The 25,208-nt window shown below is 64.2% G+C and carries 23 protein-coding genes and 1 tRNA gene; 9 read left to right on the top strand and 15 right to left on the bottom strand.

Features of this window, described 5'->3' with window-relative positions; translation table 11 throughout:
- Positions 1-8: 8 nt before the first annotated feature.
- The 3 genes from B7X30_RS10530 to B7X30_RS10540 all read left to right on the top strand — a co-directional run bounded on the left by B7X30_RS10530 (position 9) and on the right by B7X30_RS10540 (position 2,645).
- Positions 9-728, top strand: coding sequence for a response regulator (locus B7X30_RS10530; protein WP_286730507.1), 720 nt, complete (start codon positions 9-11; stop codon positions 726-728).
- A 113-nt stretch (positions 729-841) separates the two neighbouring features.
- Positions 842-917: transfer RNA gene (locus tag B7X30_RS10535), tRNA-Phe, on the top strand.
- 252 nt (positions 918-1,169) lie between these two features.
- Positions 1,170-2,645, top strand: coding sequence for an amidase (locus tag B7X30_RS10540; RefSeq protein ID WP_286730509.1), 1,476 nt, complete (start codon positions 1,170-1,172; stop codon positions 2,643-2,645).
- Here the strand turns inward: B7X30_RS10540 and B7X30_RS10545 are convergent.
- From B7X30_RS10545 to B7X30_RS10560, 4 genes are all read right to left on the bottom strand, one after another.
- Positions 2,579-3,691: a TsoY family (seleno)protein gene (locus tag B7X30_RS10545; protein WP_286730511.1), complete on the bottom strand. Its 1,113-nt coding sequence runs from the start codon at positions 3,689-3,691 to the stop codon at positions 2,579-2,581. The two genes, B7X30_RS10540 and B7X30_RS10545, sit on opposite strands and share 67 nt — an antisense overlap.
- 208 nt (positions 3,692-3,899) lie before the next feature.
- Positions 3,900-4,451, bottom strand: coding sequence for a chorismate--pyruvate lyase family protein (locus B7X30_RS10550; protein WP_286730512.1), 552 nt, complete (start codon positions 4,449-4,451; stop codon positions 3,900-3,902).
- Between the two features lie 51 nt (positions 4,452-4,502).
- On the bottom strand, positions 4,503-5,168 hold the full coding sequence (locus B7X30_RS10555) for a dienelactone hydrolase family protein (protein WP_013124372.1): 666 nt from the start codon (positions 5,166-5,168) through the stop codon (positions 4,503-4,505).
- Positions 5,169-5,279: 111 nt separating this feature from the next.
- Positions 5,280-6,191 (bottom strand): LysR family transcriptional regulator, encoded by a 912-nt coding sequence (locus B7X30_RS10560; RefSeq protein WP_286730515.1) that lies wholly within the window; start codon positions 6,189-6,191, stop codon positions 5,280-5,282.
- A gap of 111 nt (positions 6,192-6,302) precedes the next feature.
- Here B7X30_RS10560 and metE point away from each other — a divergent pair, with 111 nt between their 5' ends.
- The 5 genes from metE to B7X30_RS10585 all read left to right on the top strand — a co-directional run bounded on the left by metE (position 6,303) and on the right by B7X30_RS10585 (position 14,253).
- Complete coding sequence (gene metE, locus B7X30_RS10565) at positions 6,303-8,684, top strand: 5-methyltetrahydropteroyltriglutamate--homocysteine S-methyltransferase (RefSeq protein WP_286730516.1); 2,382 nt, start codon at positions 6,303-6,305, stop codon at positions 8,682-8,684.
- 155 nt (positions 8,685-8,839) lie between these two features.
- A complete protein-coding gene (locus B7X30_RS10570; RefSeq protein WP_286730517.1) occupies positions 8,840-11,194 on the top strand; it encodes a DUF1631 family protein in 2,355 nt (784 codons plus the stop codon).
- A 149-nt stretch (positions 11,195-11,343) separates the two neighbouring features.
- A complete protein-coding gene (locus B7X30_RS10575) occupies positions 11,344-12,279 on the top strand; it encodes an extracellular solute-binding protein (protein WP_286730518.1) in 936 nt (311 codons plus the stop codon).
- Between the two features lie 51 nt (positions 12,280-12,330).
- Positions 12,331-13,161 carry an ABC transporter permease gene (locus B7X30_RS10580; protein WP_286730520.1) on the top strand — a complete coding sequence of 277 codons (831 nt, stop codon included), beginning with the start codon at positions 12,331-12,333 and terminating at the stop codon, positions 13,159-13,161.
- Positions 13,162-13,200: 39 nt separating this feature from the next.
- Positions 13,201-14,253, top strand: coding sequence for an ABC transporter ATP-binding protein (locus B7X30_RS10585; RefSeq protein ID WP_286730521.1), 1,053 nt, complete (start codon positions 13,201-13,203; stop codon positions 14,251-14,253).
- Positions 14,254-14,269: 16 nt separating this feature from the next.
- Here the strand turns inward: B7X30_RS10585 and B7X30_RS10590 are convergent, their stop codons facing one another.
- Both B7X30_RS10590 and B7X30_RS10595 read right to left on the bottom strand, forming a co-directional pair.
- Positions 14,270-14,653 (bottom strand): winged helix-turn-helix domain-containing protein, encoded by a 384-nt coding sequence (locus B7X30_RS10590; RefSeq protein WP_013107334.1) that lies wholly within the window; start codon positions 14,651-14,653, stop codon positions 14,270-14,272.
- Positions 14,654-14,687: 34 nt separating this feature from the next.
- Positions 14,688-15,260, bottom strand: a complete 573-nt coding sequence (locus tag B7X30_RS10595) for a hypothetical protein (protein WP_286730523.1) — start codon at positions 15,258-15,260, stop codon at positions 14,688-14,690.
- Positions 15,261-15,668: 408 nt separating this feature from the next.
- Between B7X30_RS10595 and B7X30_RS10600 the strand changes: the two genes are divergently transcribed.
- Positions 15,669-17,489, top strand: coding sequence for a chloride channel protein (locus tag B7X30_RS10600; RefSeq protein ID WP_286730524.1), 1,821 nt, complete (start codon positions 15,669-15,671; stop codon positions 17,487-17,489).
- A 316-nt stretch (positions 17,490-17,805) separates the two neighbouring features.
- Here B7X30_RS10600 and B7X30_RS10605 read toward each other — a convergent pair whose 3' ends face one another.
- The 9 genes from B7X30_RS10605 to fdh3B all read right to left on the bottom strand — a co-directional run bounded on the left by B7X30_RS10605 (position 17,806) and on the right by fdh3B (position 25,194).
- Entirely contained in the window at positions 17,806-18,447 is a 642-nt protein-coding gene (locus B7X30_RS10605) for a TorD/DmsD family molecular chaperone (protein WP_286730525.1), read from the bottom strand.
- Positions 18,448-18,452: 5 nt separating this feature from the next.
- Positions 18,453-20,663 carry a 4Fe-4S dicluster domain-containing protein gene (locus B7X30_RS10610; RefSeq protein WP_286730526.1) on the bottom strand — a complete coding sequence of 737 codons (2,211 nt, stop codon included), beginning with the start codon at positions 20,661-20,663 and terminating at the stop codon, positions 18,453-18,455.
- Positions 20,660-21,259, bottom strand: coding sequence for a DUF3306 domain-containing protein (locus tag B7X30_RS10615; protein ID WP_286730528.1), 600 nt, complete (start codon positions 21,257-21,259; stop codon positions 20,660-20,662). Before B7X30_RS10615 ends, B7X30_RS10610 begins: the two co-directional genes overlap by 4 nt.
- On the bottom strand, positions 21,256-21,849 hold the full coding sequence (locus B7X30_RS10620) for a DUF3305 domain-containing protein (RefSeq protein ID WP_156053673.1): 594 nt from the start codon (positions 21,847-21,849) through the stop codon (positions 21,256-21,258). Before B7X30_RS10620 ends, B7X30_RS10615 begins: the two co-directional genes overlap by 4 nt.
- Positions 21,846-22,730: a formate dehydrogenase accessory sulfurtransferase FdhD gene (locus B7X30_RS10625; protein WP_286730529.1), complete on the bottom strand. Its 885-nt coding sequence runs from the start codon at positions 22,728-22,730 to the stop codon at positions 21,846-21,848. Before B7X30_RS10625 ends, B7X30_RS10620 begins: the two co-directional genes overlap by 4 nt.
- 79 nt (positions 22,731-22,809) lie before the next feature.
- The gene (locus tag B7X30_RS10630; protein ID WP_286730530.1) at positions 22,810-23,118 is read right to left on the bottom strand and encodes a hypothetical protein; all 309 of its coding nucleotides are present in this window, start codon (positions 23,116-23,118) and stop codon (positions 22,810-22,812) included.
- 19 nt (positions 23,119-23,137) lie between these two features.
- A complete protein-coding gene (locus tag B7X30_RS10635; protein ID WP_286730532.1) occupies positions 23,138-24,322 on the bottom strand; it encodes a formate dehydrogenase subunit gamma in 1,185 nt (394 codons plus the stop codon).
- A 9-nt stretch (positions 24,323-24,331) separates the two neighbouring features.
- Entirely contained in the window at positions 24,332-24,565 is a 234-nt protein-coding gene (locus B7X30_RS10640) for a hypothetical protein (protein WP_286730534.1), read from the bottom strand.
- Complete coding sequence (fdh3B, locus tag B7X30_RS10645) at positions 24,562-25,194, bottom strand: formate dehydrogenase FDH3 subunit beta (protein WP_286730535.1); 633 nt, start codon at positions 25,192-25,194, stop codon at positions 24,562-24,564. Before fdh3B ends, B7X30_RS10640 begins: the two co-directional genes overlap by 4 nt.
- Positions 25,195-25,208 lie beyond the last annotated feature (14 nt).

The following is a 25,208-nucleotide window of genomic DNA, read 5'->3' on the forward strand; positions in this document are numbered from 1 at the left end:
GAGTCGGTATGGCAAGTATTTTGGTAGTTGACGATGAGATGGGAATTCGGGAGCTGCTCTCGGAAATTCTCAATGACGAAGGGCACACCGTATCGCTGGCCGAAAACGCCGCGCAGGCCCGACAGCTGCGCGCCCAGGCCCGGCCCGACCTCGTGCTGCTCGATATCTGGATGCCCGATACCGACGGCGTCACCCTGCTCAAAGAATGGTCCAGCAGCGGACAGCTCACCATGCCGGTCATCATGATGTCCGGTCACGGCACCATCGACCACGCCGTAGAAGCCACGCGCATCGGCGCCATGGCCTTTCTCGAAAAGCCCATTGCCCTGCAGAAGCTCCTGCAATCCGTCTCGCAAGCGCTCACCAAACCTGTGGCCCGCAGCGCCAGCGGCGTCAACCCCGCTTCACCGCTCGCGGTCATGCCCGGCGTCAACGCCGTGCAGGCGCAGCAACCCGTGGCCCTGCCCGCAGAACGCGCCTTCCTGCTGGACCGCCCCTTGCGCGAAGCGCGCGATGAATTCGAACGCGCCTATTTCGAATTTCACCTCACACGCGAAAACGGCAGCATGACCCGCGTAGCCGAAAAAACCGGGCTCGAACGCACACACCTCTATCGCAAGATCAAACAACTCGGAGTCGATCTCGGCCGCGGTTCGCGCAACAGAAATGAACCCTCGTCCGTCCAGGAAGACGAAGCCACTGCGCATCTAGACCCCTCCGCCGAATAGGCCGCCACGAGCCGGACATTGCGAGTGCCCTGAAAAATTTTGCTAGGATGTTCGTTTTTCGGAAATGTAGCGCTCCGAAAAATCGCTTTTGCGCTGGCAGTTTCTGAAATTTTGGCCAGGTAGCTCAGTTGGTAGAGCAGCGGACTGAAAATCCGCGTGTCGGCAGTTCGATTCTGCCCCTGGCCACCAAGTGGATTCAACAACTTAGCCCCGCCTAACCCGCGGGGCTTTGTTTTTTATGCCAAATTTTGTGCCAAATCTCCCGCCTAAAGAGCGCTGAGGGCCTCCCCTCATCGGGAGGCCTTTTTGTTTCCCGCTGGATGTGCTTTCATTGAGCACGACATGTCGACTCAAAATCCATCTGCCATTCCGTCTCACATTCCGGATGCCCTGGATCTTGCTGAGAGTATCCGCCGTGGCGAGTGTGATGCTGCGGAGGTCTTGCAAAGCGCAATCGCGCGCTGTGATGCGATCAATCCGCGAATCAATGCCGTCATCGCAGATTTGCGCGAGCACGCCAAAGCCGGGTTGAAGCACGCGCGCACCGGGGACGCCCCGTTTGCGGGTGTTCCGTTTCTGCTCAAGGACCTGAGCATGGATCTGGCTAGGTACGGTACCAGCCAGGGCAATGCTGCGTTGGCCCGCAGACCAGTGGCGCAGACCGACGCGGTCGTGCGGCGGTGGGAGCAGGCCGGGCTGTTGATTTTCGGCAAGACCAATACGCCGGAGCTGGGCTTGAAGGCCATCACCGAGCCGGTGGCGTTTGGGCCGACGCGCAATCCGTGGAATCTCGACCACACGCCCGGCGGCTCTTCTGGGGGTGCCGCGGCTGCGGTGGCTGCGGGTATTGTGCCGGCGGCGGCTGCGGGAGACGGCGGAGGGTCGATCCGTATTCCGGCGGCTTATTGCGGTTTGTTCGGGCTCAAACCTTCGCGTGGGCGGGTGAGTTGTGCGCCTCAGTTCGATGAGCAGTGGGAAGGAGCCGTCAGCACCCATGCGATTTCCCGCACGGTACGCGACAGTGCGGCCCTACTCGATGTCATCGCAGGCCCGGAGCCGGGCGATCCGTTCATCGTCCAGCCGCCGGCCCGGCCCTTTTCGCAGGAGCTGCAGGCGCCGACACAACGGCTGCGCATTGCACTGAGCACGGCTTCGCCCATCGGCGGCGCGGTCGATGTGGCTTGGTCGCGCGCCGCTTCGGATTGCGGGCAATTGCTGCAATCGCTGGGGCATCACGTCGAATGGATCGACCCCGTGGGCGACGGCATGCAACTGGCGCGCGATTACCTGACGATGTACTTCGGACAGGTGGCGGCGCAGTTGACCTGGTGGCAGCAGCAGGGCGTGCCCGCTTCGGCTTTCGAGACGGACACCCAGGCTCTGGGGTTGATCGGACGCGGCCTTGCGGCAGGCGACTATGCCCTGGCGCGTGCGCGCTGGAACAGCCCGATGCGCGCGCTGGGCCAGTTGTTCACGCGCTTCGATCTCTACCTCACACCCACCTGCGCACAACCTCCGGCTCGCATCGGCGAGCTGGCGGCGCCAAGGTGGCAGCGCACGGCGTTGCAACTGATTCTGCGGTTCGGGCTCGGCGGGGTGTTGCGCCGCAGCGGTCTGGTGGAGCAACTCGCCTTCGACAATCTGCACCGCACCCCGTTCACCCAATTGGCCAACCTCACCGGCACGCCCCCGTGGGCGTGCAGTTCGGGGCGGCCTGGGGGCGTGAAGACTTGCTGTTTCAACTGGCCACTCAACTGGAGCAGGAACGCCCCTGGGGGCATTGGCGCCCACCAGTCTTTGCCGCATGAAAAAAGGACGCCGCGGCGTCCTTTTTTGCCTACCGAGCGGCGTCAGGCCGACGCCAGTTGCAGGCGCGGCTTGATCAGCATCTTGCCAAACAGGCGGAAGTACACCTGAATGGTTTTGAGTTGGACGGCGATCAGGGGCGCCATGAGCAGGTAATACATCCATGAGCCCGCGCCCACCAACTTGGGAATCATCAGACCGAAGCTGATGAAGAACATGCCGAACACGAAAAACGCCACGCCGGGGCAGATCAGCGCGAAGGCGCCCGCGTTGGATTTGGCGCCGCCGGCATACAGATCCGTCGGATGGTTGATGTTGCCGAATTGATGCGACAGACCCATGGACCAGCGAATCCAGGTGATGCCCAGCAGAGTGAGAATGGGGATGACAATCCACAGACTGCCCGCGGCCTGCGGCTGAATGCCGTGGCGCAGAATGGCGTCGAACCCGAGCACGATCTTGATGAGCAGCAACAGAATGGCCGCACTGGCGAAAAAGATCGACAGCATCATGGCGATGGCGTTGATCTCGCGGTGATGGCTCATGGCGCCAGGTGCAGCCAGGCCCACGGCCACCATCGCCAGAGCGAAAATCGACACCATCGGCGCCAGCGAGTTGTTCTCGGCGAAGTCGAATTGCGCATGCACGAACAGCCGGGTGAAGTAGGCGCCGAGAATGCGCAGGGCATAGATGCCCACGGCGAGGAAGGCGGCAATCGCGCCCGGATACATCCACTCCACCACGCTCCACAAATTCGGCACGAACACAGCGCCGAGGAGGAAGGCGACGTTGATGGTCATCGCCAGGGTCAGCGGCACGGCCATGAGGTTGATTTCGGCGTTGGAGGTCAGCAGCTTTTTGTAGGCGTCGGTCTGGCGGAATAATTTGAACTCGCGCAGATTCCACGCCAGCAGCCAGAAATGCAGCACGGCAAACAGGATGATCGCCGCCAGATCGATCCCGATCAGCGCCGAATTGAGCGCATTACCCCCGGCCGTGAGCGCGGGCCATAGGTGATTGAACGTCACCATCGGCGTATCCGGGTGCGGCAGCAGGAACATGGGATAGATAAAAAACGACACCGCAAGCCCACCGGCGCCCAGTGCGGCGAGGAAGTACATCGGTGAATAGCGTTCTCGGAGGTTGTTGACCAGCATGGTGGTTCTCCTGGGAGAAAAAGGTGGGGAGATTGCGCAACGCGTGACATTCAGAATCTTGGCGTTGCAAGACGTTACAAATACAGGGCGGAGTATATAAATTCAAGCCCTGAAATATTTGACAGTTCGCAATTTCCACAAAATTCCTCCCGGAAAATCAAGGAGTTTTACCGTTACGGCGGGCGGGTCTGTGACTTTGGTCTCAATCTCAGCCCGGGAAAAAAACCTCACTCACCCAGAGAGGCGTGCCGCCGTAAACGAAGGACGAACGCCGCGACCACAGCGCGTCTTCGCGGGCCCACCCGTTGCGGCGCGCCAGCCGCAGCAGGGGATGAGCCGCCGACAAACGCTTGACCCGCATGGCGCTGCGCCGGGTCTGCGGGCGCGTGAATACCGCATCGCCCACCGGCTTGACGCCCAGATGCCGCAGCAGCCGCCACGGCCCGCGCAGCGCGGACAGCGCGCACACGCTGTGCCCCAACACCCGCGGCACGCCATCGGCCACCAGCAGCACGTCGCGGCGCCAGACCTTGCGGCCTTGCGGCAGGCCGAGCAGCGGATATTCATCGCGCAGGGCGCGCGCCGGGCCTTGGCGCAGCAGCCGCAACTCGAAGCGTGCGCTGCTGCGCCGCAAACGCTGGGTGAGCGAGCCCGGATCGGTCAGCCAGCTCTCGATGCCGCTGCGCCGCGCGGCGGGCAACGCGGCCGGCCAACACTCAGCGGCAGGGGCGGAAATACGGCGGATGCGGTGCAGGGCCATGAATGGATCGCGCAAATCCGTCAGTATCGCGCACGCCCTGCGGTAAACCTTTCAGCCGACATGCTTGGCGAAAAAGGCCAGCGCCCGCTCGCGCGCCAGTTGGGCAGCGGCTGCATCAAAGCTGGCGCGGGCGTCGCAGTTGAAACCGTGGTCGGCTTCGTACACATAGAACTCGGCTTGAGGGTTGGCCGCGCGCACGGCCTCACGATCGGCCTCTGAGATGTGGGCATCGCGCAGGCCGTAGTGAAACTGCAGCGGCGTTTGGGTTTTTTCGCCCACCAGCTGCACATTTCGGCCGCCGTAATAGCTCACTGCGGGAAGGCCATCACGAATAGCCGTGAGGTAGGCAATGGTGCCGCCCCAGCAGTAGCCCACCACACCGACCTTGCCTGCAGCGGCCACGGCCTTGGCTGCAGCCTGCACCGAGGCGTGAGCGCGGTCGAAACCCAGCGCGGAAACCAGGGCGATGCCTTTTTCCATGCCGGCTTGGTCGTAGCCGAGTTCGACGTTTTTCTCCACACTGTCAAAAACGGCCGGCGCAATGGCGAGATAGCCCGCCGCCGCATAGCCATCGGCCACGCTGCGGATGTGCGCATTGACGCCAAAAATTTCCTGGACGACAACGATGCCGCCCTTGGGTTTGCCCGCGGGCTCGGCCACATAGGCGCCGATGGTCTGGCCGTCGGCGGTGTGCAGGGTGAGGGTTTTATGGGTCATTCGAAGCTCCTTCGAGGGGTTTTCAGGGGTTGAAACCAGCATAGATTGTGCGGTGCTGGCGCTGAACTTGCCGCTCCGCCCAGTTTGCCCCGGCGCCCTGATCGGCCATGGTCACAGCAGTTGCACGCCGTCGAGATGCGTGGCAACACTCTGGCGTGCCATTTCCACCAGATCTCGCACATAAGGCCGCTGCGCCAGGTCTCGCGGCACGGTGGCGTGCAACTCGCTCCACAGCCCGCGCGGACCGATGCGACGGGCCTGCACATAACCACTGTCCAGCGAGGGTTTGAGCGCCCAGTTGGGCAGCGCTGCGACGCCACGCCTGCTGGCGACGAGTTGCAGAATGGCGATGGTGAGTTCCGCCGTGCGGCGCGGCAGGCTGATGCCCGCAGGCTGCAGCACCTCGCGGATGAGGTCGATACGCTCATCCGGCGCGGGGTAGGTGATCAGCGTCTCGCCCTGAAGATCGACGGCGCGCACGCTGCGCTTCGCACACAGGGCATGGCCAGGTGGCAGCGCCAGCAGAATTTCGAAGCGAAACAGCGGCAGCGAAGCCCACTGCCGCCCGGGCGGGCGCAGCGCGCCGATCACCACATCGGCCTTGTCCTTGCTCAGCAGCGTGAGCGGGTCGCGGTGAAAACCCGAGACCAGATCGACCTCGACATCGGGCCAGCGCTGACGAAAGGCGTCGAGCACCGGCATCAGCCATTCGAAGCAAGTGTGGCATTCGAGAACCACCCGCAGGGTGCCGCGGGTATCGCCCTGAATGCGCTGCAAATCGTGCTCGGCGGCCTGCTGCGCTTCGCGCATCTGCCGCGCCAGCGCCAGCAGACGCTCGCCCGCCGGGGTGAAGCGCAGGCCGCGCACGTCGCGCAGCAACAACGGCATGCCGTAGTGACTTTCCAGCGCGCGCAACTGGTGCGACAGCGCCGACGGCGTGAGATGCACGGCCTCGGCCGCGGCGTTGATGCGACCGGTCTCGGCGATGGCGATAAGAGAGCGCAGATGGCGAAGTTCGAGCATGGCAGGCACAAGCTGAATGAAATTCAGCATAACCTAAAAATTCGTCGCTTGATTCAATTGATCCCGATGCGCAAACTGCCGCCTGCATTCAATTCATCTTGGAGTAACGGCATGACCACCACACACATCCTGGGCTATCCGCGCATCGGCCCGCAACGCGAACTGAAGTTCGCCCTCGAAAATTTCTGGCAGGGCAAAAGCTCGGTTTCTGAGCTGCAGGCCACCGCGGCGCAACTGCGAGCCGCGAACTGGGCCAAGCAACGAGATGCCGGATTGCGCTTTGCCGCAGTCGGCGACTTCGCCCTGTACGACCACATGCTCGATACCGCCGCGCTGCTCGGCGCACTGCCCGCGCGCTTCGGCTTCGATGCCCGCACACTCGGTTTGGAGCAGTACTTCGCGCTGGCCCGCGGCAATGCGGCGCAGCCTGCGATGGAGATGACCAAGTGGTTCGACACCAACTATCACTACCTCGTCCCCGAACTCGACTCCGCCACGACTTTTGACGGCGGTTTTGATGCGCTGTTCGACCGCGTGCGCGAAGCGCAAGAGGCCGGACATGCGCCCAAACCGGTGCTGATCGGGCCGCTCACTTTTCTGTGGCTCTCCAAATCGCATCAGCCCGGTTTCGATCGCCTGAGCCTGGCGCCCGCGCTGTCGCGCGCCTACGCCCGGGTGCTGGCCCGGCTGGCCGGGCTGGGGGTGGAGTGGGTGCAGCTTGACGAACCCGCGCTCACCCTTGATCTCGACACGTCCTGGCGCGACCTGCTGCCCACGCTTTACGCCGCGCTGCCCGCGCAGGCCGGGGCGCTGCGCCCCAAGTTGCTGCTGAGCACCTACTTCGAGTCGATCAGCTTCGCCCCGGCCACGCTGGCGGGTCTGCCGGTCGATGGCGTGCATCTCGATCTGGTGCGCGCGCCGCAGCAGATCGACCTCTGGCGCGAGGCGCTGCCGCCGCAGTGGGTGCTGTCTGCGGGCATCATCGACGGTCGCAATGTGTGGCGCAGCGACCTGGCCGCTTCGCTGCGCGTCTTGCGGCCGCTGCACGCCGCGCTGGGCGAGCGGCTGTGGATCGCGCCTTCTTGTTCGCTGCTGCATGTGCCCGTCAGTCTGGCCGCAGAACACGGCGCGGGCGCGCGGATCAACCCCGAAGTGCGTCCCTGGCTGGCCTTTGCGGAAGAGAAGCTCGAGGAACTGCGCGTGCTCGCCACGGCGCTCGATCAGGGCGAAGACGCCGTGCGCGACGCGCTGCGGGCCAACGCCGAGGCGCTGGCGTCGCGCCGCAATTGTCCGCGTGTGACCCTGCCGCAAGTGCGCCGCCGCGTGGAGGCGCTCACCGAGACCGACGCCCGGCGCAGCGCGCCCTATGCCCAGCGCATCGCCGCGCAGCACGCGCGACTGAACCTGCCGCCGCTGCCCACGACCACCATCGGCTCCTTCCCGCAGACCGCCGAAATTCGCGCTGCCCGCGCCGCCTGGCGCCGCGGCGAACTGCGGCATACCGACTATCTGCAGAAAATGCGCGAAGAGATCGCCGCCGTCATCCGCAAACAGGAAGACATCGGCCTGGACGTGCTGGTGCATGGCGAGGCCGAACGCAACGACATGGTGGAATTTTTCGGCGAACAGCTCTGGGGCTACACCTTCAGCGCGGGCGGCTGGGTGCAGAGCTATGGTTCGCGCTGCGTCAAGCCGCCCATCATCTGGGGCGATGTGTGGCGGCCCGAGCCGATGACGGTGGATACCGCGCGGCACGCGCAGGCACTCACCCCGCGACCGGTCAAGGGCATGCTCACCGGGCCGATCACCCTGTTGCAATGGAGCTTCGTGCGCGACGATCTGCCGCGCGACCAGGTGGCGCTGCAACTCGCGCTGGCGGTGCGCGACGAGGTGAGCGATCTGCAGAACGCGGGCATCGCCATCATCCAGATCGACGAACCCGCCTTCCGCGAGGGCCTGCCGCTCAAGCGCGACAACTGGCCGCAATACCTGAGCTGGGCGGTGCGAGCGTTTGGGGTATCGGCTGGCGTGGCGCGCGATGACACGCAGATTCACACCCATATGTGCTACTCGGAGTTCAACGACATTCTGCCGTCCATCGCGGCGATGGACGCCGACGTCATCACCATCGAAACCTCGCGCTCGAATATGGAACTGCTCGACGGCTTCGGCGCCTTCGCCTACCCGAACGACATCGGCCCCGGCGTGTACGACATTCATTCGCCCCGCGTGCCTTCGGCGGCCGACATGGCCCGACTGCTGCGCCGCGCCGCGCAGCTCATCGCGCCCGAACGACTTTGGGTCAACCCGGACTGCGGCCTCAAAACCCGCGCCTGGCCGGAAACCGAAGCGGCGTTGCGGCACATGGTTCAGGCGGCACGCGATCTGCGCCATGAATTGCAGACGCACGGCCGCATCGCCCCGCCGCCTGCCGTTGCCGCAGACGTTAAGGCCAGCGCCCGCAGCACCTGCTGCGCGCACGACTGCGCTTGAGGCGCATAGCCTCGAGGCTATGAAGTTGGCGTGAAGCTGCAACGCACAGCGGGCAGATGAAACCCTGTCAAGGAGAAAAGCAGGAAAGCGCATGACAATTCGGTTTACAGTGTGAAAAATGCCCGTTTTCGCAGGGCAAAACCGTCTGACAGCCCATGTTGCCTTCCGAAATTTTCCAGTCCTGCATCGATGACGCCATTGCCCGCTCGGACGAGTTGATGCGCTCGGTCGTGCGCCAGGTCATCGAGGCGCTGGAACAGCAGGCCGAAGCGGCGGGCAACGGGCGGGATCGGCAGCAGTTCTCCGACATGAGTCACGCGCTGCGGCAGAACGAAGGCCGACTGATCCAGGCCTTCGTCGACCGCTTTCATCAAGTGCTCGACGAAGAAATTCTCGGCCAGAAGCCGGTCACGCCGCGAGAACTGCAGCTCGAGGCGCTCAGTCTGGTCGATGAATCCGATCTCGAAGAAGGGGTGGAAGTCTCGCGCCTCACGCACATGCTCGAATCCGAAGCCCAGTGGGAGGTGCGCGATCTGGGCGCGCGGCTCGACAGCCTGCGCGCGGGCGAACACGCCGCGCCGCAGACCAACCCGCTGCGGCCCGAGGTGTTCAGCAAATCGCTGCACCACGCGCTCGGCGTGGTCGATCTCGACGCGGAAGAGCGCCTGGGGCTGCTGCGAGCTTTCGGCAAGGGCATGTCGGCCGCACTCAAAGACACTTACTCGCTCTACAACAAGCGTCTGGCCGAGCTGCAGGTCGAGCCCGCGCAATACCGTCAGCAGCGCCGCGCGCCCGCACGCAGCGCCGCCGCCACAGCGGTGGACGAGCAGGCGCTGGTCAACGCCGCGCAAACCGGCGCGGAGCTGCATCTGGAAGCCTTGCAGCAATTGCTCGCCGGGCGTTTCGCCACGGCGCCTTCGGGCGCGCCGGACGGTGGCCAAAGCGGCTTTGCACCCTCCGGCTTCGGCCCCACCGGCCCGACGGGCCCTGCGGCTTCGGGCTTCGGCCCCTCGGTGTTCGGTCAGGCATATGGCCTGAACCCGCAGTTGCGCGATGCGCTCGACCGTCTGCTGCTGACCGACCGCCTGGGGCTGCGCGAGGTGAACTGGCGCGACGAGCCCGCCGCTTCCGCGGCGACGGTGAACCTCATCGAGCAGCATCGGCAAAGCCTCTACGAGGTCGCCAACCGGCCGCTGGAGCGGCTCACCATCGACGTGGTCTCGCTGCTGTTCGATCACATCCTGGCCGACCCCAAGCTGCTGCCTGCGGTCAAAGCTCAGTTGGCGCGGCTGCAAATCCCGGTGCTGCGTCTGGGTCTGCGCGACGCCAGCCTGTTTTCCTCGCGCAACCACCCGACGCGCAAGCTGCTCAACCGCGTGGCCGAATACAGCGCGGGTTTTTCCAGCGTGGAAGAGCCCGCGGCCCAGCGCTTCCTGCCGTTTCTGTCGCGCATGGTGGAAGCCGTGGTCAACGCCGAGGAAGACGACGCCACGGTGTTCGAGCAACAACTCGCCGATCTGCAGCGTCACATCGCCGAGAGCGCCGCCGCGGTGGAGCAGCAACAGGCCGATGCGGTCGATGCCCTGCGCCGCGCCGAGTTCCGCAGCCTGCTGCACGGCGCGCTGTATCGGCATCTGCACGAAGTGTTCGCCCGGCTGCACACCCATCCCCAGTTGCGCGAGTTCATGCTCGAGCACTGGTCCACGGTGTTGGCCGAATCCGTGCTGCGCTTTGGGGAAGACGCCGAGGTCACCCAGACCTACAAGCAGACCGCCAGCGATCTGATCTGGAGCGTGCAGCCCAAGACCGCCGAAGCCGATCGAAAGGCGCTACTCAAACTTCTGCCTACGCTGGTGCAACGGCTGGGCCAAGGTCTCGACCTGATTTCCTTGCCTGCCGACAAGCGCCAGGAGTTCATGTCATGGCTGATGGACGCGCAGGCGCAGGCCATACGCGGTCAGGGCGAGGCGCAGCAGGCCACCTCGCGCGACGACGCCCTGCTGCTGCAGCGCGAATGGTCACGGCTGCTGCACCCGCAGACCAATGCGGCGGCGGCCGCCGCCATGCCCGAAGCGCTGGTGCGCAACGAAGAAAAACTCACCAGCGGGCTGATCGAAGCCAGCGACGTGCCCGCCGAGTCGCAACCCATCGCGGCTGAGGTGGCCGATTCGCAGCAAGGCCCAGTCAGCGTGCCGCCGGGCGAGCCTGCGCTGCTCTCGCCCTCCGAAGTGGCGGGGCTGATCGCCTCGCTCGACATCGGCACCTGGGTGCAGTTGCAGATTCAGGGGCGCAACGCGCGGGCGCAACTGACCTGGCGCAGTCCGCAAGGGCTGTTTTATATGTTCTCCAGCAAGGTGGGCGGCCGGGCGCATTCCATGACCCGCCGCGCGCTGGAGCGCATGGCCGCGCAGGGCCTCATCCTGCCGCTGGAAGCGCAGGGTCTGATGGATCGCGCCATGCAGGGCGTGGCCGAACAATTGCGCGAACGCCAGTCTGGCGAATCCGGCTGAACCGGCCTGGTCTGAGTCCGCGGCCGCGCTGCGTTTACACCTGAAAACACTGCGCTTCGGCCCACTTCGTTATATTTCTCTAAACATCGCGTTGAGCGCACAGTTGCGCTCGATCCGCCTGTTCTCGAATATCTACCAAGGAGCCATTGATGCATCGTCGTATTCTGTTGAAACTCTCCCTCGCAACCGCCATTGGCCTGGGCGGCATGACGGTCGCCTCGGCGGCCGAGCCGGTTTTGTCGGTGGCCTATGCCGGCTCGATGGGCGCCTTGATGGACAAGGCGCTCGGCCCGGCCATCGCCAAGCAGGACAAGGTGCAGTATCAGGGTCAGGGCGCCGGAGCGTTCGGCCTGGCGCACCTGATCGCGGCCAAGCAGATCAACCCCGATGTGTTCGTCTCCATCACTCCTGGCCCCATCGAGGTGCTGCAAAAAGCCGGACTGATCGACACCGCCGTGCCGGTGGCCAGCACGCAGATGGTGATTGCCTACAGCGACAAGAGCAAGTTCGCCGCCGACTTCAAGGCCGCTGCCGCCGGGAAGATGCCCTGGTACGAAGTGCTCGAAAAACCGGGCCTGCGCTTTGGCCGCACCGACCCGAAAACCGACCCGCAGGGCCGCAATATCGTGTTCACCATGCTGCTGGCGCAAGAGTTTTACAAGCAGCCGGGACTGGCCGACAAAATTCTGGGCAAGGTCGAAAACGAGCAGCAAATTTTCACCGAGCCCTCGCTGCTCTCGCGCCTGGAGTCGGGCCAGCTCGACGCCACTTCGGGCTATTTGAGCGCGGTGATTTCGCACAAGCTGCCCTACATCAAGCTGCCCGGAGAGATCAATCTCAGCGATCCCGCCATGATCGAAAAGTGGTACAGCAAGGTGCACTTCGACATCAAGCTCCCCAACGGCAAGACCGACACCCTGTCCACCCAGCCGCTGGTGTTTTATGCCGCGGTGCTGAAAAACGCGCCCAATCCCAAGGCGGGCGCGGCTTTCGTCAAGTTGATGACCAGCGCCGAGGGCCAGGCCTTGTTCAAACAATACGGCTATAGCGCTCCCAAGGGCGGCGATCTCCATCCGGCTCGTTGAACGGCTCATTGACTCGTGCTCTGAGCCTCGGGCTGCGACGACAATGACGGCATGACCCTGACCCCGCTGGACACCGCCGCAGCCCCGTTCTTTGCGCCGCACGCCAAGCAGACGCCTGCGCGACGCGCGTGGATCGTGGCGGGCGCCGGGCTGGCCGGGCTGCTGTTTCTCAGTCTGCCCTTTGCCGGGTTGTTCATCAGCACGCCGTGGCAAACGCTGCATCTGCAGCAAGGCGACCTGGGCTCGCTCTGGGTGTCGGTGAGCTACAGCCTGATCGCCGTGGCCATCGTGGTGATGTTTGCCACGCCGGTGGCCTGGTGGCTGGCCCGGCACGACTTTCGCGGCAAGTGGATCATGGAGATGCTGGTGCTGCTGCCGCTGCTCACGCCGCCGCTGGCCATGGGCCTGTTGCTATCGATGAGTTACGGGCCATACAGCTGGATCGGCCAGCCGCTGAATCATCTCGGCCTCAGTCTCACCAACACGCCCTCGGCCTTTTTGCTGGCGCAGGTGTATGGCAGCGCGCCGTATTTCATCGTCGCCGCGCGCTCGGCGTTTGAGGGCGTGCCGCGCGAGCTAGAGCAGATTTCGCTCACCCTGGGGCAGTCGCCCTGGCGCACTTTCTGGCGCATTACCGTGCCGCTTTCGGGGCTGGGTCTGGCCGCCGGGGTGGCGCTGGCCTGGGTGCGAGCGCTGGGTGAGTTCGGCATTGTGCTGATCGTGGCGTATTACCCGCAGGGCATTCCGGTGAAGCTGTGGGTCAACCTGCAAGACACCGGCCTGCCCGCGGTGTACCCGCTGCTCTGGCTGTTCTTCCTTATCGGACTGCCCTTGCCGCTGTTGCTCGGCGCGCTGTCGCGGCGCGGGCCGCGCGGCGGCTGAACCTTGCCTGAGCCTTGCCTGAACCCCCTGCCGGACATCATGCCCTCGCCCGCCAGCCTGCACGTCAATATCCAGATCCGCCAGCCGATCACGCTCGACGTCGATTTCGAGGTGCACGGCTTCACCGCTCTACTCGGCTCCAGCGGCGAAGGCAAGTCCACGGTGCTGAAGGCGCTGGCGGGGCTCATTCCCAGCCAGGGCCCGCCTTTCGGCGCCCTGCCGCCGCAGCGCCGGCCCGTGGGCTATCTGCCGCAGGGGTATGCGCTGTTTCCGCATTTGCGCGCCTGGGAGAACGTGGCCTATGCGCTGGGCGGGGCGCTGGGCTCTCAGCGGCAGGCGGCCGTCAAGTTGTTGCAGTCGGTCGGGCTGGCGCAGCAGACCGAGTTGCGCCCCGCCCAGCTTTCGGGCGGACAGCAGCAGCGCGTAGCACTGGCCCGGGCGCTGGCGCGGCAGCCGCAGGTGCTGCTGCTCGACGAGCCCACTTCAGCGCTCGATGCCAGCACCCGCGACGACATCATGGCCGAGCTGGTGTCGCGCATGCACGAGCTCTCCATGCCGGCGCTGGCCGCCACGCACGATGCCAGCCTGGCGGCCATGTCGGACTGGGTGGTGCTGCTCTCGGGTCGGCAGGTCATTCAGCAGGGGCCGCCTGCCGAGGTGTTCGCGCATCCGGCCAATCAGGCGGCTGCGGCGCTGCTGGGCGTGCGCAACCGCTTTACCGCGCGCGTGTTGCGCCACGCGGTTGAGCGCGGGCTGACGCTGTTGCAGTGGGAAGAAGGCGGGCTGCCGCTGTGGGCGCCCTTGATGGCGTCGAGCGAGATCGGCGGCTTGGTGGACTGGGCCGTGTCGCCCGACGAGGTGCGTCTGCCCCCGCTCAAACCGAGCCAGTCCGCCGATCTGGAAAACCCGGTCTCAGGCCAGGTCGAGCACCTGGTGGTTCAGGGCGCGAGCGCGACTCTGGCCATGCGCTGCGGCGACGCCCGGCTGTGGCTGCGCGCCCCGCTGCGGCTGATTGCCCACCACGGCCTGCGTGCGGGCGCGCCCGTGGTGGCGCATCTGCGCGCCGAGCATCTGATGTGCTGGCCGCACTGACGCGCTTCCTGAAGCCTCACTCGCGCAGCAGCTTTTGCAGCACGTCGAGGTCGGGCTGAATGGCCCTGAGCGCCTTGCGTTCCATGCGCCGGTAGATCGACAGCACCTCGCGCCCCAGCGGGGTGAGCTGCGCACCGCCTCCGCCCGCGCCTCCCTTGGAGGCTTCGACCAACGGCTCTTTGTAAGCCTGATTGACGCTGTGAATCAGCAGCCAGGCGCGGCGGTAACTCATGTCGAGCGCCCGCCCGGCGGCTGAAATCGAGCCAGTGCGCTCCAGCGCTTCGAGCAGCGCGGCCTTGCCGGGCCCGAGCGCCGTGCCTTGTTTGATCTGCAAGCGCACCCTCGCCGTATCCGCGGGTGGCAGGGGCGCCTTGTCGTCTGCTGTGCCATTCTCGTTCATGCATATAGCGTAGCGCTTCGCCGACGCCTACGGTTCAGTGCTGAACATGTGCGGCGGGCAGCCCATCCGGTACCGCTGCCAGAGTCTGCACCACATCGAGCCCGTAGCGGTCGCCCATGCCGAGTTCGACCTGCAGCGGCAAGCCATCGCTTTGCCGCAGCCAGATGCGCAAAGTGGCACTGCTCTGCGCGCTGTGAGCGTCGAGCAGAGTGCACGCCACCTCCTGGCCCTGCCATTTCAACGTGGTGCGCTGCGGCGTGATGTGGGCGGTCTGCACCTTGTCATTGATGAGCAAGGGCACGGTGAAGGTGCGGGTAGGCGGCGGGCGCTGCAGATAACCCCAGCTCAGCGTCAGCGGATCGGTGAGCCCGGGCGGCGCGGGCTGTATCGGTGTCGTCGGCGCAGATGCCGCCTGATCGGCAGTCGTCACTTGCATACGCCCATGCTCGATCTGCATCAGCGTGGCCGGGCTATCCCCCCGCTGATTGCTGGCCGAGAGCAGCTCGGGCTTGCCGTCGCGCACTTCTCCGCTTGCACCGCGCACCCAGTGCAGCCGACGCAGCAGCACGGCAAGCGCGCCCCTCGGCGTGAGGGTGAGACCAGCCATTGCGCGCCGCGAGAGTCTGTGCCTTGACCGTCATTTTTCAGAGTGACGCGCCATTCGGCCTGGAAATGGACGAATTCCGGGACCGGTTGCGCGTTAACGGAAGGCATTGGCTGCACCACGAATGCAAACAACAGCCCGGCGATCACTTTGTGGTCGCGCCAAATGGAGAGAAAGCTCCTGCGTTTGATCGATTTGATGAACATGGATGGTTAACGAAAACTCAGGCGCGATGTTGACACGCCGAAGCAAGGTCACTTGATCGGCAACAGGTTTTGCCACACTTTGACACATCAAATTTCACTGATCTTTCGTATTCTGCTGTACTGAACGCTCGAGATAGATGGTTGTTGCTTTGTCGTTTTTCTTTTCTCGAAGCAGCCCTGCACCCTCAGTCTGTGCCACCATTTCATGAGCCCCGCTTCTGCTAGATCACCCCACAAAAACCTGCCTGTACAACCGGCCGATCAACTATCCATTGGAACGGAGGATTTGAACCGCGCTCCCGGCGGAATCCACCCGCGGACTGTGTTCATTTTGCTGCTGGCGTTAGGGATCGGCGTCGCGGCAGAGTTGATTGCACAACTGCTCATGGCGCTGATCGGGCTCGTCACACACCTTAGCTTCCAGGGCCGCATCGGCTGGAGTCTGGTAAGCCCAACGGACACCGTACTGGGCGCTTGGATCATTGGCGTACCCATCATCGGCGGCCTCATCGTAGGCGTCATGGCGCGATATGGATCTGCCGCTATTCGCGGCCATGGCATCCCGGAGGCCATGGAACAGGTGTTGGTCAATCGCAGCCGCATTTCGCTGCGCGTGCTCTTTCTCAAACCCCTGTCAGCGGCTATTTCCATTGGCACTGGCGGACCATTTGGCGCCGAAGGGCCGATCATTGCCACCGGCGGCGCCTTGGGTTCGGTGGTGGGCCAATGGATCTCCATCACCCCCAACGAGCGCAAGGTCCTGTTGGCCGCAGGCGCCGCCGCAGGCATGGCAGCCGTGTTTGGCACGCCACTGTCTGCAATGATGCTCGCGATCGAATTGCTGCTGTTCGAGTTCAGCCCAGCCGCGTTGCTGCCGGTGCTGGCCGCCTGCGTTTCTGCTGAAATCGTGCGCACGCTGTTCGTAGGCGCTACGCCGTTTTTTGTCATGCCCCCGCTGGCTTGGCCGCAAGCCCCAGCCTTACTGGCCTGCGTACCCCTTGGGGCTGTGGTCGGACTTGCAGCCGTGCTTGTTACCCAAGGCGTCTATGCGGTGGAAGATGCGTTCGATCATTTGCCAGTCCACTGGATGTGGTGGCCTGCCATAGGCGCGGTGGCAGTAGGCCTGATTGGTTGGTGGCAACCAAGAACCTTGGGCGTGGGATACGGCAACATCACGGACGCACTTTCAGGCAATCTCCTCGGTCCTGCACTTTGGCTGCTCGGTGCGGCCAAGTTGGTTTCGTGGACCATCGCGTTGGGTAGTGGAACCTCTGGGGGCACGCTGGCTCCGTTAATGACCATAGGCGCCTGCCTGGGCGCGGCTCTGGGTCATATCAGCGCTGTCATGTTCCCGCAACTCGGCCTGAGCCCAAACCTGGCAGCTCTAGTGGGAATGGCCGCCATTTTCGCGGGTTCTTCCCGCGCCCTTTTTATGTCAGTGATATTTGCTCTAGAAACCACTTGGCAGGTAGCAGGGCTGCTCCCACTTCTCATTGGTTGCGGCACGGCTTTTCTCGTATCCAGTCTGCTGATGCGTCAAACCATCATGACGGAGAAAATCAGCCGCCGCGGGCTGCACGTACCCCATTCGTACCAAGCCGATCCACTGACTCAGGCCCGCGTGAGCGACTATGCCAGCCTCAAGCCGGTCACATTACTGGCAACGCAAAGTGTGGCCGAAGTGCGGGCTTGGTTGGACACTCACGCGCCGGGAAGTTATCACCAAGGCTACGCCGTCGTCGATGCAAACGGCGCGGCCCTTGGCGTGATCACGCGCAAAAGTTTGTATGGCGCTGACATTGATGCCACGCAGCAATTGGGAAGCTTAGTCAGAGACCCCGCCGTTTGCGTGAACATGGAAACCACCCTTGCTGAGGCCATCTTGAAACTCTCGGCCCATGACATAGGACGGCTTCCTGTGATAGCGAGTGATGGCTCTGGTCGGGTCGTTGGCATGCTCACGCGAAGCGACATCCTTGCCCTGTGGCGCGAGCGACTATTGGACCAGTTTCAGCGAGGACGTTGAGCCGTGGCCGAGTAGATCTCGACGGATTCGCTGCAGCCCTGAGGCAATCAGATCAAGTTACTTACCTGTTTAGCCGATATTGGTGCAACGCGCCGCCTCATGCTGGCGGTGCCCCTCTACCTCTATTTGCTGGTTGAGTTTCAACGCACAAGGCGCTGTGTCCCTAATCCTTGGCGTAAATCCCCGATCCTTGGTCTCGGGCAGGAAGAACAGGCCGATGACAAAGGTGCCCACGGTCTGTGGCACGGCCACCTGGTGCAGGCGCCTTGCCTGAACTGCAAGCCGGAGCTGCCCGCAAAAACAGCGTAAAGCCAGCTCAATCCAGCAAATCGAAAGCCATCTGCTCCACTTGGAGAAATTCGCGGGTGAACACAGCCAGCGCGCGGTAGAACCGCGCCGCGAGATCGCCCTCGATGGCCTCGCACATCTGGGCGCCCCAGGGCTGAATGTGGCGCTGGAACAGATCGCGCTGCCGCGTCAGGTTGCACACCGCAGGGTCGTCCCCCGCAATGAGATAGCGCATGGTTTCGGCGAGGATGGCGAAGTGGTCTTCGCTTTCCCCAAGGTCGGTGCGGCGGGCCAGCCCGATGTCCTGCAAATCCGCGCGCAGCCGGGCCAGAGGCTTTTCATGCAGCGCGCCGGCCAGGTAAAACGAGCCATAGACATACACCGCAGGCCGCCCCGTGCCGCCGAACAGGATTTCGAATTCATCCCGAACCTCTTCGGGCGTCACCGCGGCGGCAGTGTTCAGCAAATTGCTCCAGGCCAAGTGCAGCGCGCTTTGGTCAGCATTTTCGACCGCCAACATGCTCGCCAGTTGCGACAGCACTGGTTGCGAGGGCGGCGCGATGAACAGCAGCGCAAGCAATCCCCAGAGATCGGCGCGGGCGGCGTCTTCATCGCTGCCGGGCGCGGCCAGCTCCACATCAGGGTGTTGCATCGACAGAGGTTGCAGCATGGCGATCAGGGCAGGTCGTGCATGGTGGTGTCGGCGCGGGTATGCATGTCGATCACCCGGCAGTCGCTGCACATTTTCAGCCGATTGGCTGCGTCGCCCGCGAAGGCCGGGTGGCCGGAGAGCTTGGCCACCATTTGCTCGATGGCCTGCACCGTACCGAAGGGCTTGCCGCAGCGCACGCAGCGCCAGGGCTGGGCTTCGTTGAGCACCTGCGGCGCGCTGCGCTGAGGCCCCCAAAGCAGACGCGGCTCCAGACGGATGGCGTCTTCCGGGCAGGTCTTGACGCACAGGCCGCACTGCACGCAGTTCTTTTCGATGAAACGCAGTTGCGGCGCCAGCGGGTTGTCGGCCAAAGCCCCCGCAGGACAGGCGCCGACACAACTCAAGCACAGGGTGCAGCGGCTGGCGTCCACCCGGATGGCGCCAAGGGGAGAACCCGCGCAATGCGGCAGGGGGATGACGGCCGCGCCCGACCCCACCTCCTGCACGGGCGCATGGCGGATCAGATGGTCGAGCGCGAGATCGAGCGTGGCGCGCTTCTGCGGTAGGGCGGCGAACTGCGCCTGGATGCTGGGAACCGCACCTGTTGGTCGCGGCGGCGCCAGCAAGGCATCGAGTTCTCGCGCATCGGCAGTCTGCAACAAACGCAGCCGTGCCCCGCGATAACCCATGCCGTGCAGCAGGGTTTCGGTGAGCTGCATCTGGCCTTGGAGGGCATGGAGATAGGCCGGGGCCTCGGTGTTGTCGGACAAGACCAGAATCTCTGCCGCGCCCCAGGAAAATGCGGACAGCCAAAGCTCCATGCCCACCGAGGCGATATGCCACAGCGGCACCGCAATAACGTGGGCGGGCAGGCCGCGAACGCGGGGATCTGCCGCCGCGAGCCGACCAAGCTGCCCGATGAGTTCCGCACCGGTTTCCTGGCTGTGGAACAGCAGCGTCGGCCGCTTCAGCCCGGCGCTCTGCGCGGTGAGCAGCAGGGTGCGCAGCCGTGCGCCAATTTCCGGTGCGCGTGGGTAGGCGTAGGTGAGCGCCCCGGTGGGACACACCGTGGTGCAGGCGCCGCAGCCGACGCATAGATGCGGGTCGATCTCGATCTGCTCGACGAAGGGCTTTTTTTGCGCGGCGGTGGGTAGGATGGAATCGGCCTCGGCGATGGGGGGTGTCTGGTCGGGCCGCAAGCGGGCACGGCTGTGCACGGCCTGCGCGGAGCAGATGTCGATACAGGCGTGGCAACCCAGCAGGGTGTTACGGGAGTGCGCACAGAGCTTGGCGTCATACTGAAAAAACCGGGGCTTGTCGAAGCTGCCCTTCAGATCGCGCAGTTCAGTCGCGGCGCGCACCAGCGCCAGCGGGTCGGAGCCCGGGGCGTAATAGCCCTGCGGCGGCTGATGCAGCGACAGGCTGGGCTGCGGCTGCAGATCGAGCACCAGATCGACTTGCAGCGTGTCCGCCCGAGGGCCGCGGTTGAAGTCGATGGCGCCGATGGCGCCGCAGGCCTGCACACAATCGCGATGCCCGGTGCAGCGTTGCAGGTCGATCTGGTAGTCCAGCCCGATCGCGCCCTCGGGGCAGGCTGCCAGGCAGGCATTGCAGCGGGTGCAGACATCGAGATCGACCGGATTGGCGCTCTCGATGTCCACCTCGAAAGCACCCAGCCAGCCGCGCACGCTGCGCACGCGCCCGGCATGGACCGGATGTTCATGCTGCAGCGGCAATGCGGCGGGCGCAGCACGTCCGCCCGGACGCCCGGTGTCCAGCAGGGTGAGTTCCAGGCCGTCGGCAAGGAGCTTGCGCGCCATGTCCAGAGACTCGGCATCGCCAATGACCAGGCAACGCCCCGCGCTGTGGTAGCTCGCTGTCGGCACGGGTTCGGGCTCGGGCAACGCCGCGGCAGCAAGCAGGGCGGCGATTTTCGGGCCGGCAGCCTTGGCCTCACGACTCCAGCCTGCGGTTTCACGGATGTTGACAAACCGGATCGGCCTTACATCGGGCGGCGGCACGCCCTCGGTCTGCGCCGCCAGCGCGGCAAATAGCTTGGCCTCTTGCGTGCAGGCGACGAGCAAGGGCTCGGTGCTCTGCGCGGCCTGCTGAAAGCGCACGATCTCACGGCGACACAGCTGGCTGTGCGGTTCGATGGTCTGGCCCAAAGCGGCAGTCAGTTGCGGGCCGTCCAGCGGCATGGTGTGGTTGCAATTGCAGACCAGAGTTTTCATGGGGTGGGAGGTGTTGCGTTCAGAGAGGCGTCTTGGGGCATGTCGGGAGTGGGCGCCGAGCCAGGCTGATCTGTGGTGTCGGCCTCATTCGCGGTGGTCGGAGTGCGGTTTTCCGAAGTCGAACCGGGGCACTCAGAAGCCGGTCGCTGCGCTGCGGGCGTTGCAAGGGCGGGGTCTGCCAGGTCGAGCCCCAAATTCGGAGTCAGTTTCAAGCGCGCCAGAAGGCCGGGCGGAACCGGGCTGGGGGTGTTGTAGTCGTCGATATAGGTATCGAGCCCGTCCATCACGTTGAACTGCGGATCGGCGAACAGCTTGCGCAGGGCGGCACGGCGCACGCCCTCGTCCACACCTTTGGCGATGAACCGTGTCAGATCGGCGGTGTGATCGAGCGCTTGCAGCTCGTCCAGCGTGGGCGGTGGCGGCTGATCGTTTGCAGGCGCAGGAACAGGTTCGGGAACAGCGGCAAGTTCCTCACCCTTGTCCGGCGCAGGGGAGGCGGGCGCCGCTGCGGGAACGGAATCTGTCCCGGCCTGCAATTTGCGCCGCGACCAGCGCGATAGAAAACCGCGGTCTTCGGGAGAACTGGCTTCACTCATGGACAACAGACCGGTGGATCGTCTCCGTCGGCGCTAGGACTTGGCGCCTTGCTGCACGATACATCGCGTTCATCAGGGGCCAGAAAGCTTTGCGGACGGCGGCGCTTGCGTGGTTCGGGCTTGTAATGCAGCGAGGAAAAATCGGCCAGCCAGTTGGCCACCGCGGCCGGCAGCGGTGCAATCTCGATGGTTTCGCCGGCATCCATCCAGCGGGCCGCTTCGTTGTAGGACAGAGTCACCGCCTGAATGACAGGCAAGCCTTCGGGCGCATGGCGCGGATCATCGCATTCCGGCTCTGCCGCTGGCGTCCACCAGACAAACCAGCTGGGCTGCGGCGAGGTGAGGTTGAGGTGATAGCCCTCCGCCTCGTCCCGGAACAGTTGCACGCTGAAGCCGGGATACAACCATTGCGACTGCGTCCCGCTCCACTCCAGACAGATGGGCGCAGATTCCAGCGCCACACGGCCTGCCGTCGCAGGCAGGACATCGCGCAGACCCCAGCGCCAGCGCTGCCAGCGATTGTTGAGCTGGTCGCGCTGCATGAGCACGGCGATGGGCCATGCGGCAGGCGCGGAAACCGGTGCGCTCATGCCGATAACCGCTCCAGCGGCTCAGCAACAAAACGCTCAGGCGCGGTGTATTGCAGAAAGTGGCGATTGGTGCAGCGAGCGAACAAGGCGATGCCCAGGCGTTCGGCGATGTCATAGCCCATTTGCGTCACGCCCGATCGCGAAACCAGGATGGACACCCCCATCAACGCACATTTGATGACCATTTCCGAGGTCAATCGGCCGGTGGTGTAAAACACTTTGCCCTGGCCGCCCACGCCGTGCAACCACATCCAGCCAGAGATTGCGTCCACCGCATTGTGGCGGCCCACATCCTCGGTGAACATCAGCAGGCGGCTGCCCTCGAACAGGGCGCAGCCATGCACCGAGCCGGCTGATTTGTAGAGCGAATCATGCAGGCGCATGGCATCGAGCAGCGCGTATAACTCGCCTTGACTGATCCGGGTTTCAGCATCAAGCGCCGCGTTGTCCACTTCGTCCATCAGGCTGGCATAGACCGTGCCCTGTCCGCAGCCCGTGGTGACCACGCGTCGACCTGCGGAGCGCTGCGTCAAATCCGCAATGCCGCTGCGGCTGGTGATGGAGCAGGCCTCCACCTCCCAATCGACCTGCACGGAGGCAATATCGGCGATCGAGTGCACCAGACGCTGATTGCGCAGATAACCCAGCGCCAGCAACTCGGGGGCCGCGCCCACGGTCATCAGGGTGACGAGCTCCTGCTTGTCGAGATACAGCGTCAACGGCCGCTCTGCAGGAATTTGGGCCTCCTGCGTTTCCCCAAATTCGTTGCGTACCCTCACACCTCGGGTGAGGGCCTCTCGCGCCTGGCTGAGTTGCGGAACACGAGGCGGCAATGCAGACGCAGTGACGTGTTGCGAAGACACTAATTCAGATTGGGCCATCAATACATTCTTCTCGGGCGGTTGCAAATCAAGGCGTGACAGCCTGTCGGCCCACATGACGGCGCCCAGACGCTGCTCCTTATTTCTGCGCGGCGGCTGCCGGGGCGGCTGCGTCAGATTGTGCGGCCACATACGGCCCAGGGTTCACACAGGGCGGGGTAGGAACCGGCGGCTGGGTCGCCTTGCCTTGTTCCTTGGCCTGAGCGTAATAAAACGCCGCCACTTTATCCTGGGTTTGACACAGCTGATAGGCGGCCACCTTGTCAGCCCATTTAGCTTTGGCTGCGGCTTCTTCTGCCTTCGCCTTGGCTTCCGGGTTTGGCGGCGGCAACTTGGCCCACGCCGTTGCGCCGCAAGCCAGCGAGACGGCCACTATTAGTCCACGCATGCATCGCATCATCATCTCCTCAAGCCTTGGGTTTGATCACGGGCACTGGCGCCTGCGCGTTGGGGCCGCTGCGCTGGGCGGGAATTTTCCCGGACTTGATCGCATCCAGCCAGAGCGTGTGGTGCTGCTTCGCCCAGCTCTCGTCCACATAACCAGTACGCATGCCATCGAGCGCGCCCTCCGTGCCAATGCTGCCGATGTAGATGTGGCCGAAGGCCATGGCCATGAACAAAATGGTGGCTGAGGCGTGGACGATTTCGGCCACCTGCATGGCGCCGCGGGTGTAGGGAAAGTTGGGCACCAGTTTGTCGAGCACCAGGCCCGATGCCACTGCCAACAGACCCAAGAACAGCACCCCGACCCAGAACCAGATTTTCTCGCCCGCATTGAACCGCGCGGATGGTGCTTCGCCGCCGCCAAACAAACCGCCCCCCTTTGCGAGCCAGGCCAGGTCGCTCTTGCTCGGCAGGTTGTCGCGCACGAAGGTCAGCAGCACGATCACCAGCGACAACCCGAACAGCGGCCCGATGAAGTTGTGGGTGGTCTTGAGCGCGTAGGTGAGCCAGCCGAAAAACGCCGAACCCAGAATGGGAAGCAGGAAAAATTTGCCAAACATGATGACGATTCCCGATACCGCCAGGGCGATGAACGAGAACGCCAGCACCCAGTGCATGAAACGCTCGAACGGCGTGAAACGCTCGATTTTGCGTCCCGTGGGTTTGTGCTCCAGCCGGATTTGTCCGCGGAACAAGTAGAACGCGCCAATACCCACCAGAGCGAGGATCAGCAGCCAACCGCCGACTGGAATGAGCAGCAGATTACGGGTCTGCCGCCACGCTTCGCCTGCCGAGGTAAAGGCTGAGCCGGGATACGCCGTTTGCGGCTGAATCAGCACCCCGGCTTCGGGGTCGGGCAGGCTGGAGAAACCGGCTTGCTGCTTGATTTCGCGCCACATGGGTGCGTTATTGCCAGGCTGCACTTGCGCACGCTCGCCATTGGTTTGCTGCAGATAGCCGGGGATGGTTGAAGCGCCCGGAGGGGCCGCAGCTTGATCTGCGCGCTGCGCCGTGCCAGTCTGAGGCCCCGGGGTGAGCGTTGCTGGCGCATCCGCCGCGAGCGAAGCAGACGCGCCCAAACTCACGCTCAAGCCCAGCGCAAGAGCAGCAGCTAAAGCGGCAACAAAACGGGATGTGACTCTGAACATGGCCCGCTCCTAGCGCATGCGCACGTATTCGTTCTGGTTCTGGGCGCGACGGTTGATCTCGCGCTGCCAGCTGGCCTTATCCCCCACCTTCCAGTCCTTTTCGGTGAAAGCGGGATTAGCGCCCATCCACGGGTCTTGCGAAGGCGGTGCTCCGGTCTGGGTAAGGGTCTGTGGTTTCTGACTGCATCCGGCCGCCATGGCGAGCAACACGGCTGCGAACATCAAGGACATGCTGCGGTTCATGATGACTCCCCTTGCTTCGTCGGTGCGGGCTGTGCTTGCGCGTCCGCCTTGCCATACGCCGTTCCCCACCCCCACAGTTCGGCGCCGCCGCCGCGGTTCAGCACGCGGTCGCGCAGGATGTCGGCAATGACCTCGCCGTCCCCCGCCAACAACGCCTTGGTCGAACACATCTCGGCGCAGATCGGCAGCTTGCCTTCGGCCAGACGGTCGCGGCCGTATTCCTTGAATTGTTCCTCCGAGCCGTTGGGCGCGGGGCCGCCGGCGCAGAAGGTGCACTTGTCCATCTTGCCGCGCAGGCCGAATTCGCCGTTGGCCGGAAACTGCGGCGCGCCGAAGGGGCAAGCGTAGGAACAATAGCCGCAACCGATGCACACGTCCTTGTCGTGCAGCACCACGCCTTCCGGGGTGCGATAGAAACAACTCACCGGACACACCGCCATGCAAGGCGCGTCCGAGCAATGCATGCAGGCCACCGAGATGGACTTCTCGCCGGGTACGCCTTCGTTCATGGTGACCACGCGGCGGCGGTTCACGCCCCAGGGCACCTCGTTCTCGTTTTTGCAGGCGGTGACGCAGCCGTTGCAGTTGATGCAACGCTCGGCGTCACAGATGAATTTCATGCGGGCCATGGGGATTGTCTCCG

The sequence above is a fragment of the Thiomonas sp. 13-64-67 genome, from assembly GCF_002282795.1.
Lineage (GTDB): Bacteria > Pseudomonadota > Gammaproteobacteria > Burkholderiales > Burkholderiaceae_C > Thiomonas > Thiomonas arsenitoxydans.

Excerpts from the sequence above, each read along its gene's own strand:
- B7X30_RS10530 (WP_286730507.1), top strand. The coding sequence starts at position 9 with ATGGCAAGTATTTTGGTAGTTGACGATGAGATGGGAATTCGGGAGCTG.
- B7X30_RS10545 (WP_286730511.1), bottom strand. The coding sequence starts at position 3,691 with ATGCTGGTCAACAACCTCCGAGAACGCTATTCACCGATGTACTTCCTC.
- B7X30_RS10550 (WP_286730512.1), bottom strand. The coding sequence starts at position 4,451 with ATGGCCCTGCACCGCATCCGCCGTATTTCCGCCCCTGCCGCTGAGTGT.
- B7X30_RS10555 (WP_013124372.1), bottom strand. The coding sequence starts at position 5,168 with ATGACCCATAAAACCCTCACCCTGCACACCGCCGACGGCCAGACCATC.
- B7X30_RS10560 (WP_286730515.1), bottom strand. The coding sequence starts at position 6,191 with ATGCTCGAACTTCGCCATCTGCGCTCTCTTATCGCCATCGCCGAGACC.
- metE (WP_286730516.1), top strand. The coding sequence starts at position 6,303 with ATGACCACCACACACATCCTGGGCTATCCGCGCATCGGCCCGCAACGC.
- B7X30_RS10570 (WP_286730517.1), top strand. The coding sequence starts at position 8,840 with ATGTTGCCTTCCGAAATTTTCCAGTCCTGCATCGATGACGCCATTGCC.
- B7X30_RS10575 (WP_286730518.1), top strand. The coding sequence starts at position 11,344 with ATGCATCGTCGTATTCTGTTGAAACTCTCCCTCGCAACCGCCATTGGC.
- B7X30_RS10580 (WP_286730520.1), top strand. The coding sequence starts at position 12,331 with ATGACCCTGACCCCGCTGGACACCGCCGCAGCCCCGTTCTTTGCGCCG.
- B7X30_RS10585 (WP_286730521.1), top strand. The coding sequence starts at position 13,201 with ATGCCCTCGCCCGCCAGCCTGCACGTCAATATCCAGATCCGCCAGCCG.
- B7X30_RS10590 (WP_013107334.1), bottom strand. The coding sequence starts at position 14,653 with ATGAACGAGAATGGCACAGCAGACGACAAGGCGCCCCTGCCACCCGCG.
- B7X30_RS10595 (WP_286730523.1), bottom strand. The coding sequence starts at position 15,260 with ATGGCTGGTCTCACCCTCACGCCGAGGGGCGCGCTTGCCGTGCTGCTG.
- B7X30_RS10600 (WP_286730524.1), top strand. The coding sequence starts at position 15,669 with ATGAGCCCCGCTTCTGCTAGATCACCCCACAAAAACCTGCCTGTACAA.
- B7X30_RS10605 (WP_286730525.1), bottom strand. The coding sequence starts at position 18,447 with ATGCTGCAACCTCTGTCGATGCAACACCCTGATGTGGAGCTGGCCGCG.
- B7X30_RS10610 (WP_286730526.1), bottom strand. The coding sequence starts at position 20,663 with ATGAAAACTCTGGTCTGCAATTGCAACCACACCATGCCGCTGGACGGC.
- B7X30_RS10615 (WP_286730528.1), bottom strand. The coding sequence starts at position 21,259 with ATGAGTGAAGCCAGTTCTCCCGAAGACCGCGGTTTTCTATCGCGCTGG.
- B7X30_RS10620 (WP_156053673.1), bottom strand. The coding sequence starts at position 21,849 with ATGAGCGCACCGGTTTCCGCGCCTGCCGCATGGCCCATCGCCGTGCTC.
- B7X30_RS10625 (WP_286730529.1), bottom strand. The coding sequence starts at position 22,730 with ATGGCCCAATCTGAATTAGTGTCTTCGCAACACGTCACTGCGTCTGCA.
- B7X30_RS10630 (WP_286730530.1), bottom strand. The coding sequence starts at position 23,118 with ATGCGTGGACTAATAGTGGCCGTCTCGCTGGCTTGCGGCGCAACGGCG.
- B7X30_RS10635 (WP_286730532.1), bottom strand. The coding sequence starts at position 24,322 with ATGTTCAGAGTCACATCCCGTTTTGTTGCCGCTTTAGCTGCTGCTCTT.
- B7X30_RS10640 (WP_286730534.1), bottom strand. The coding sequence starts at position 24,565 with ATGAACCGCAGCATGTCCTTGATGTTCGCAGCCGTGTTGCTCGCCATG.
- fdh3B (WP_286730535.1), bottom strand. The coding sequence starts at position 25,194 with ATGGCCCGCATGAAATTCATCTGTGACGCCGAGCGTTGCATCAACTGC.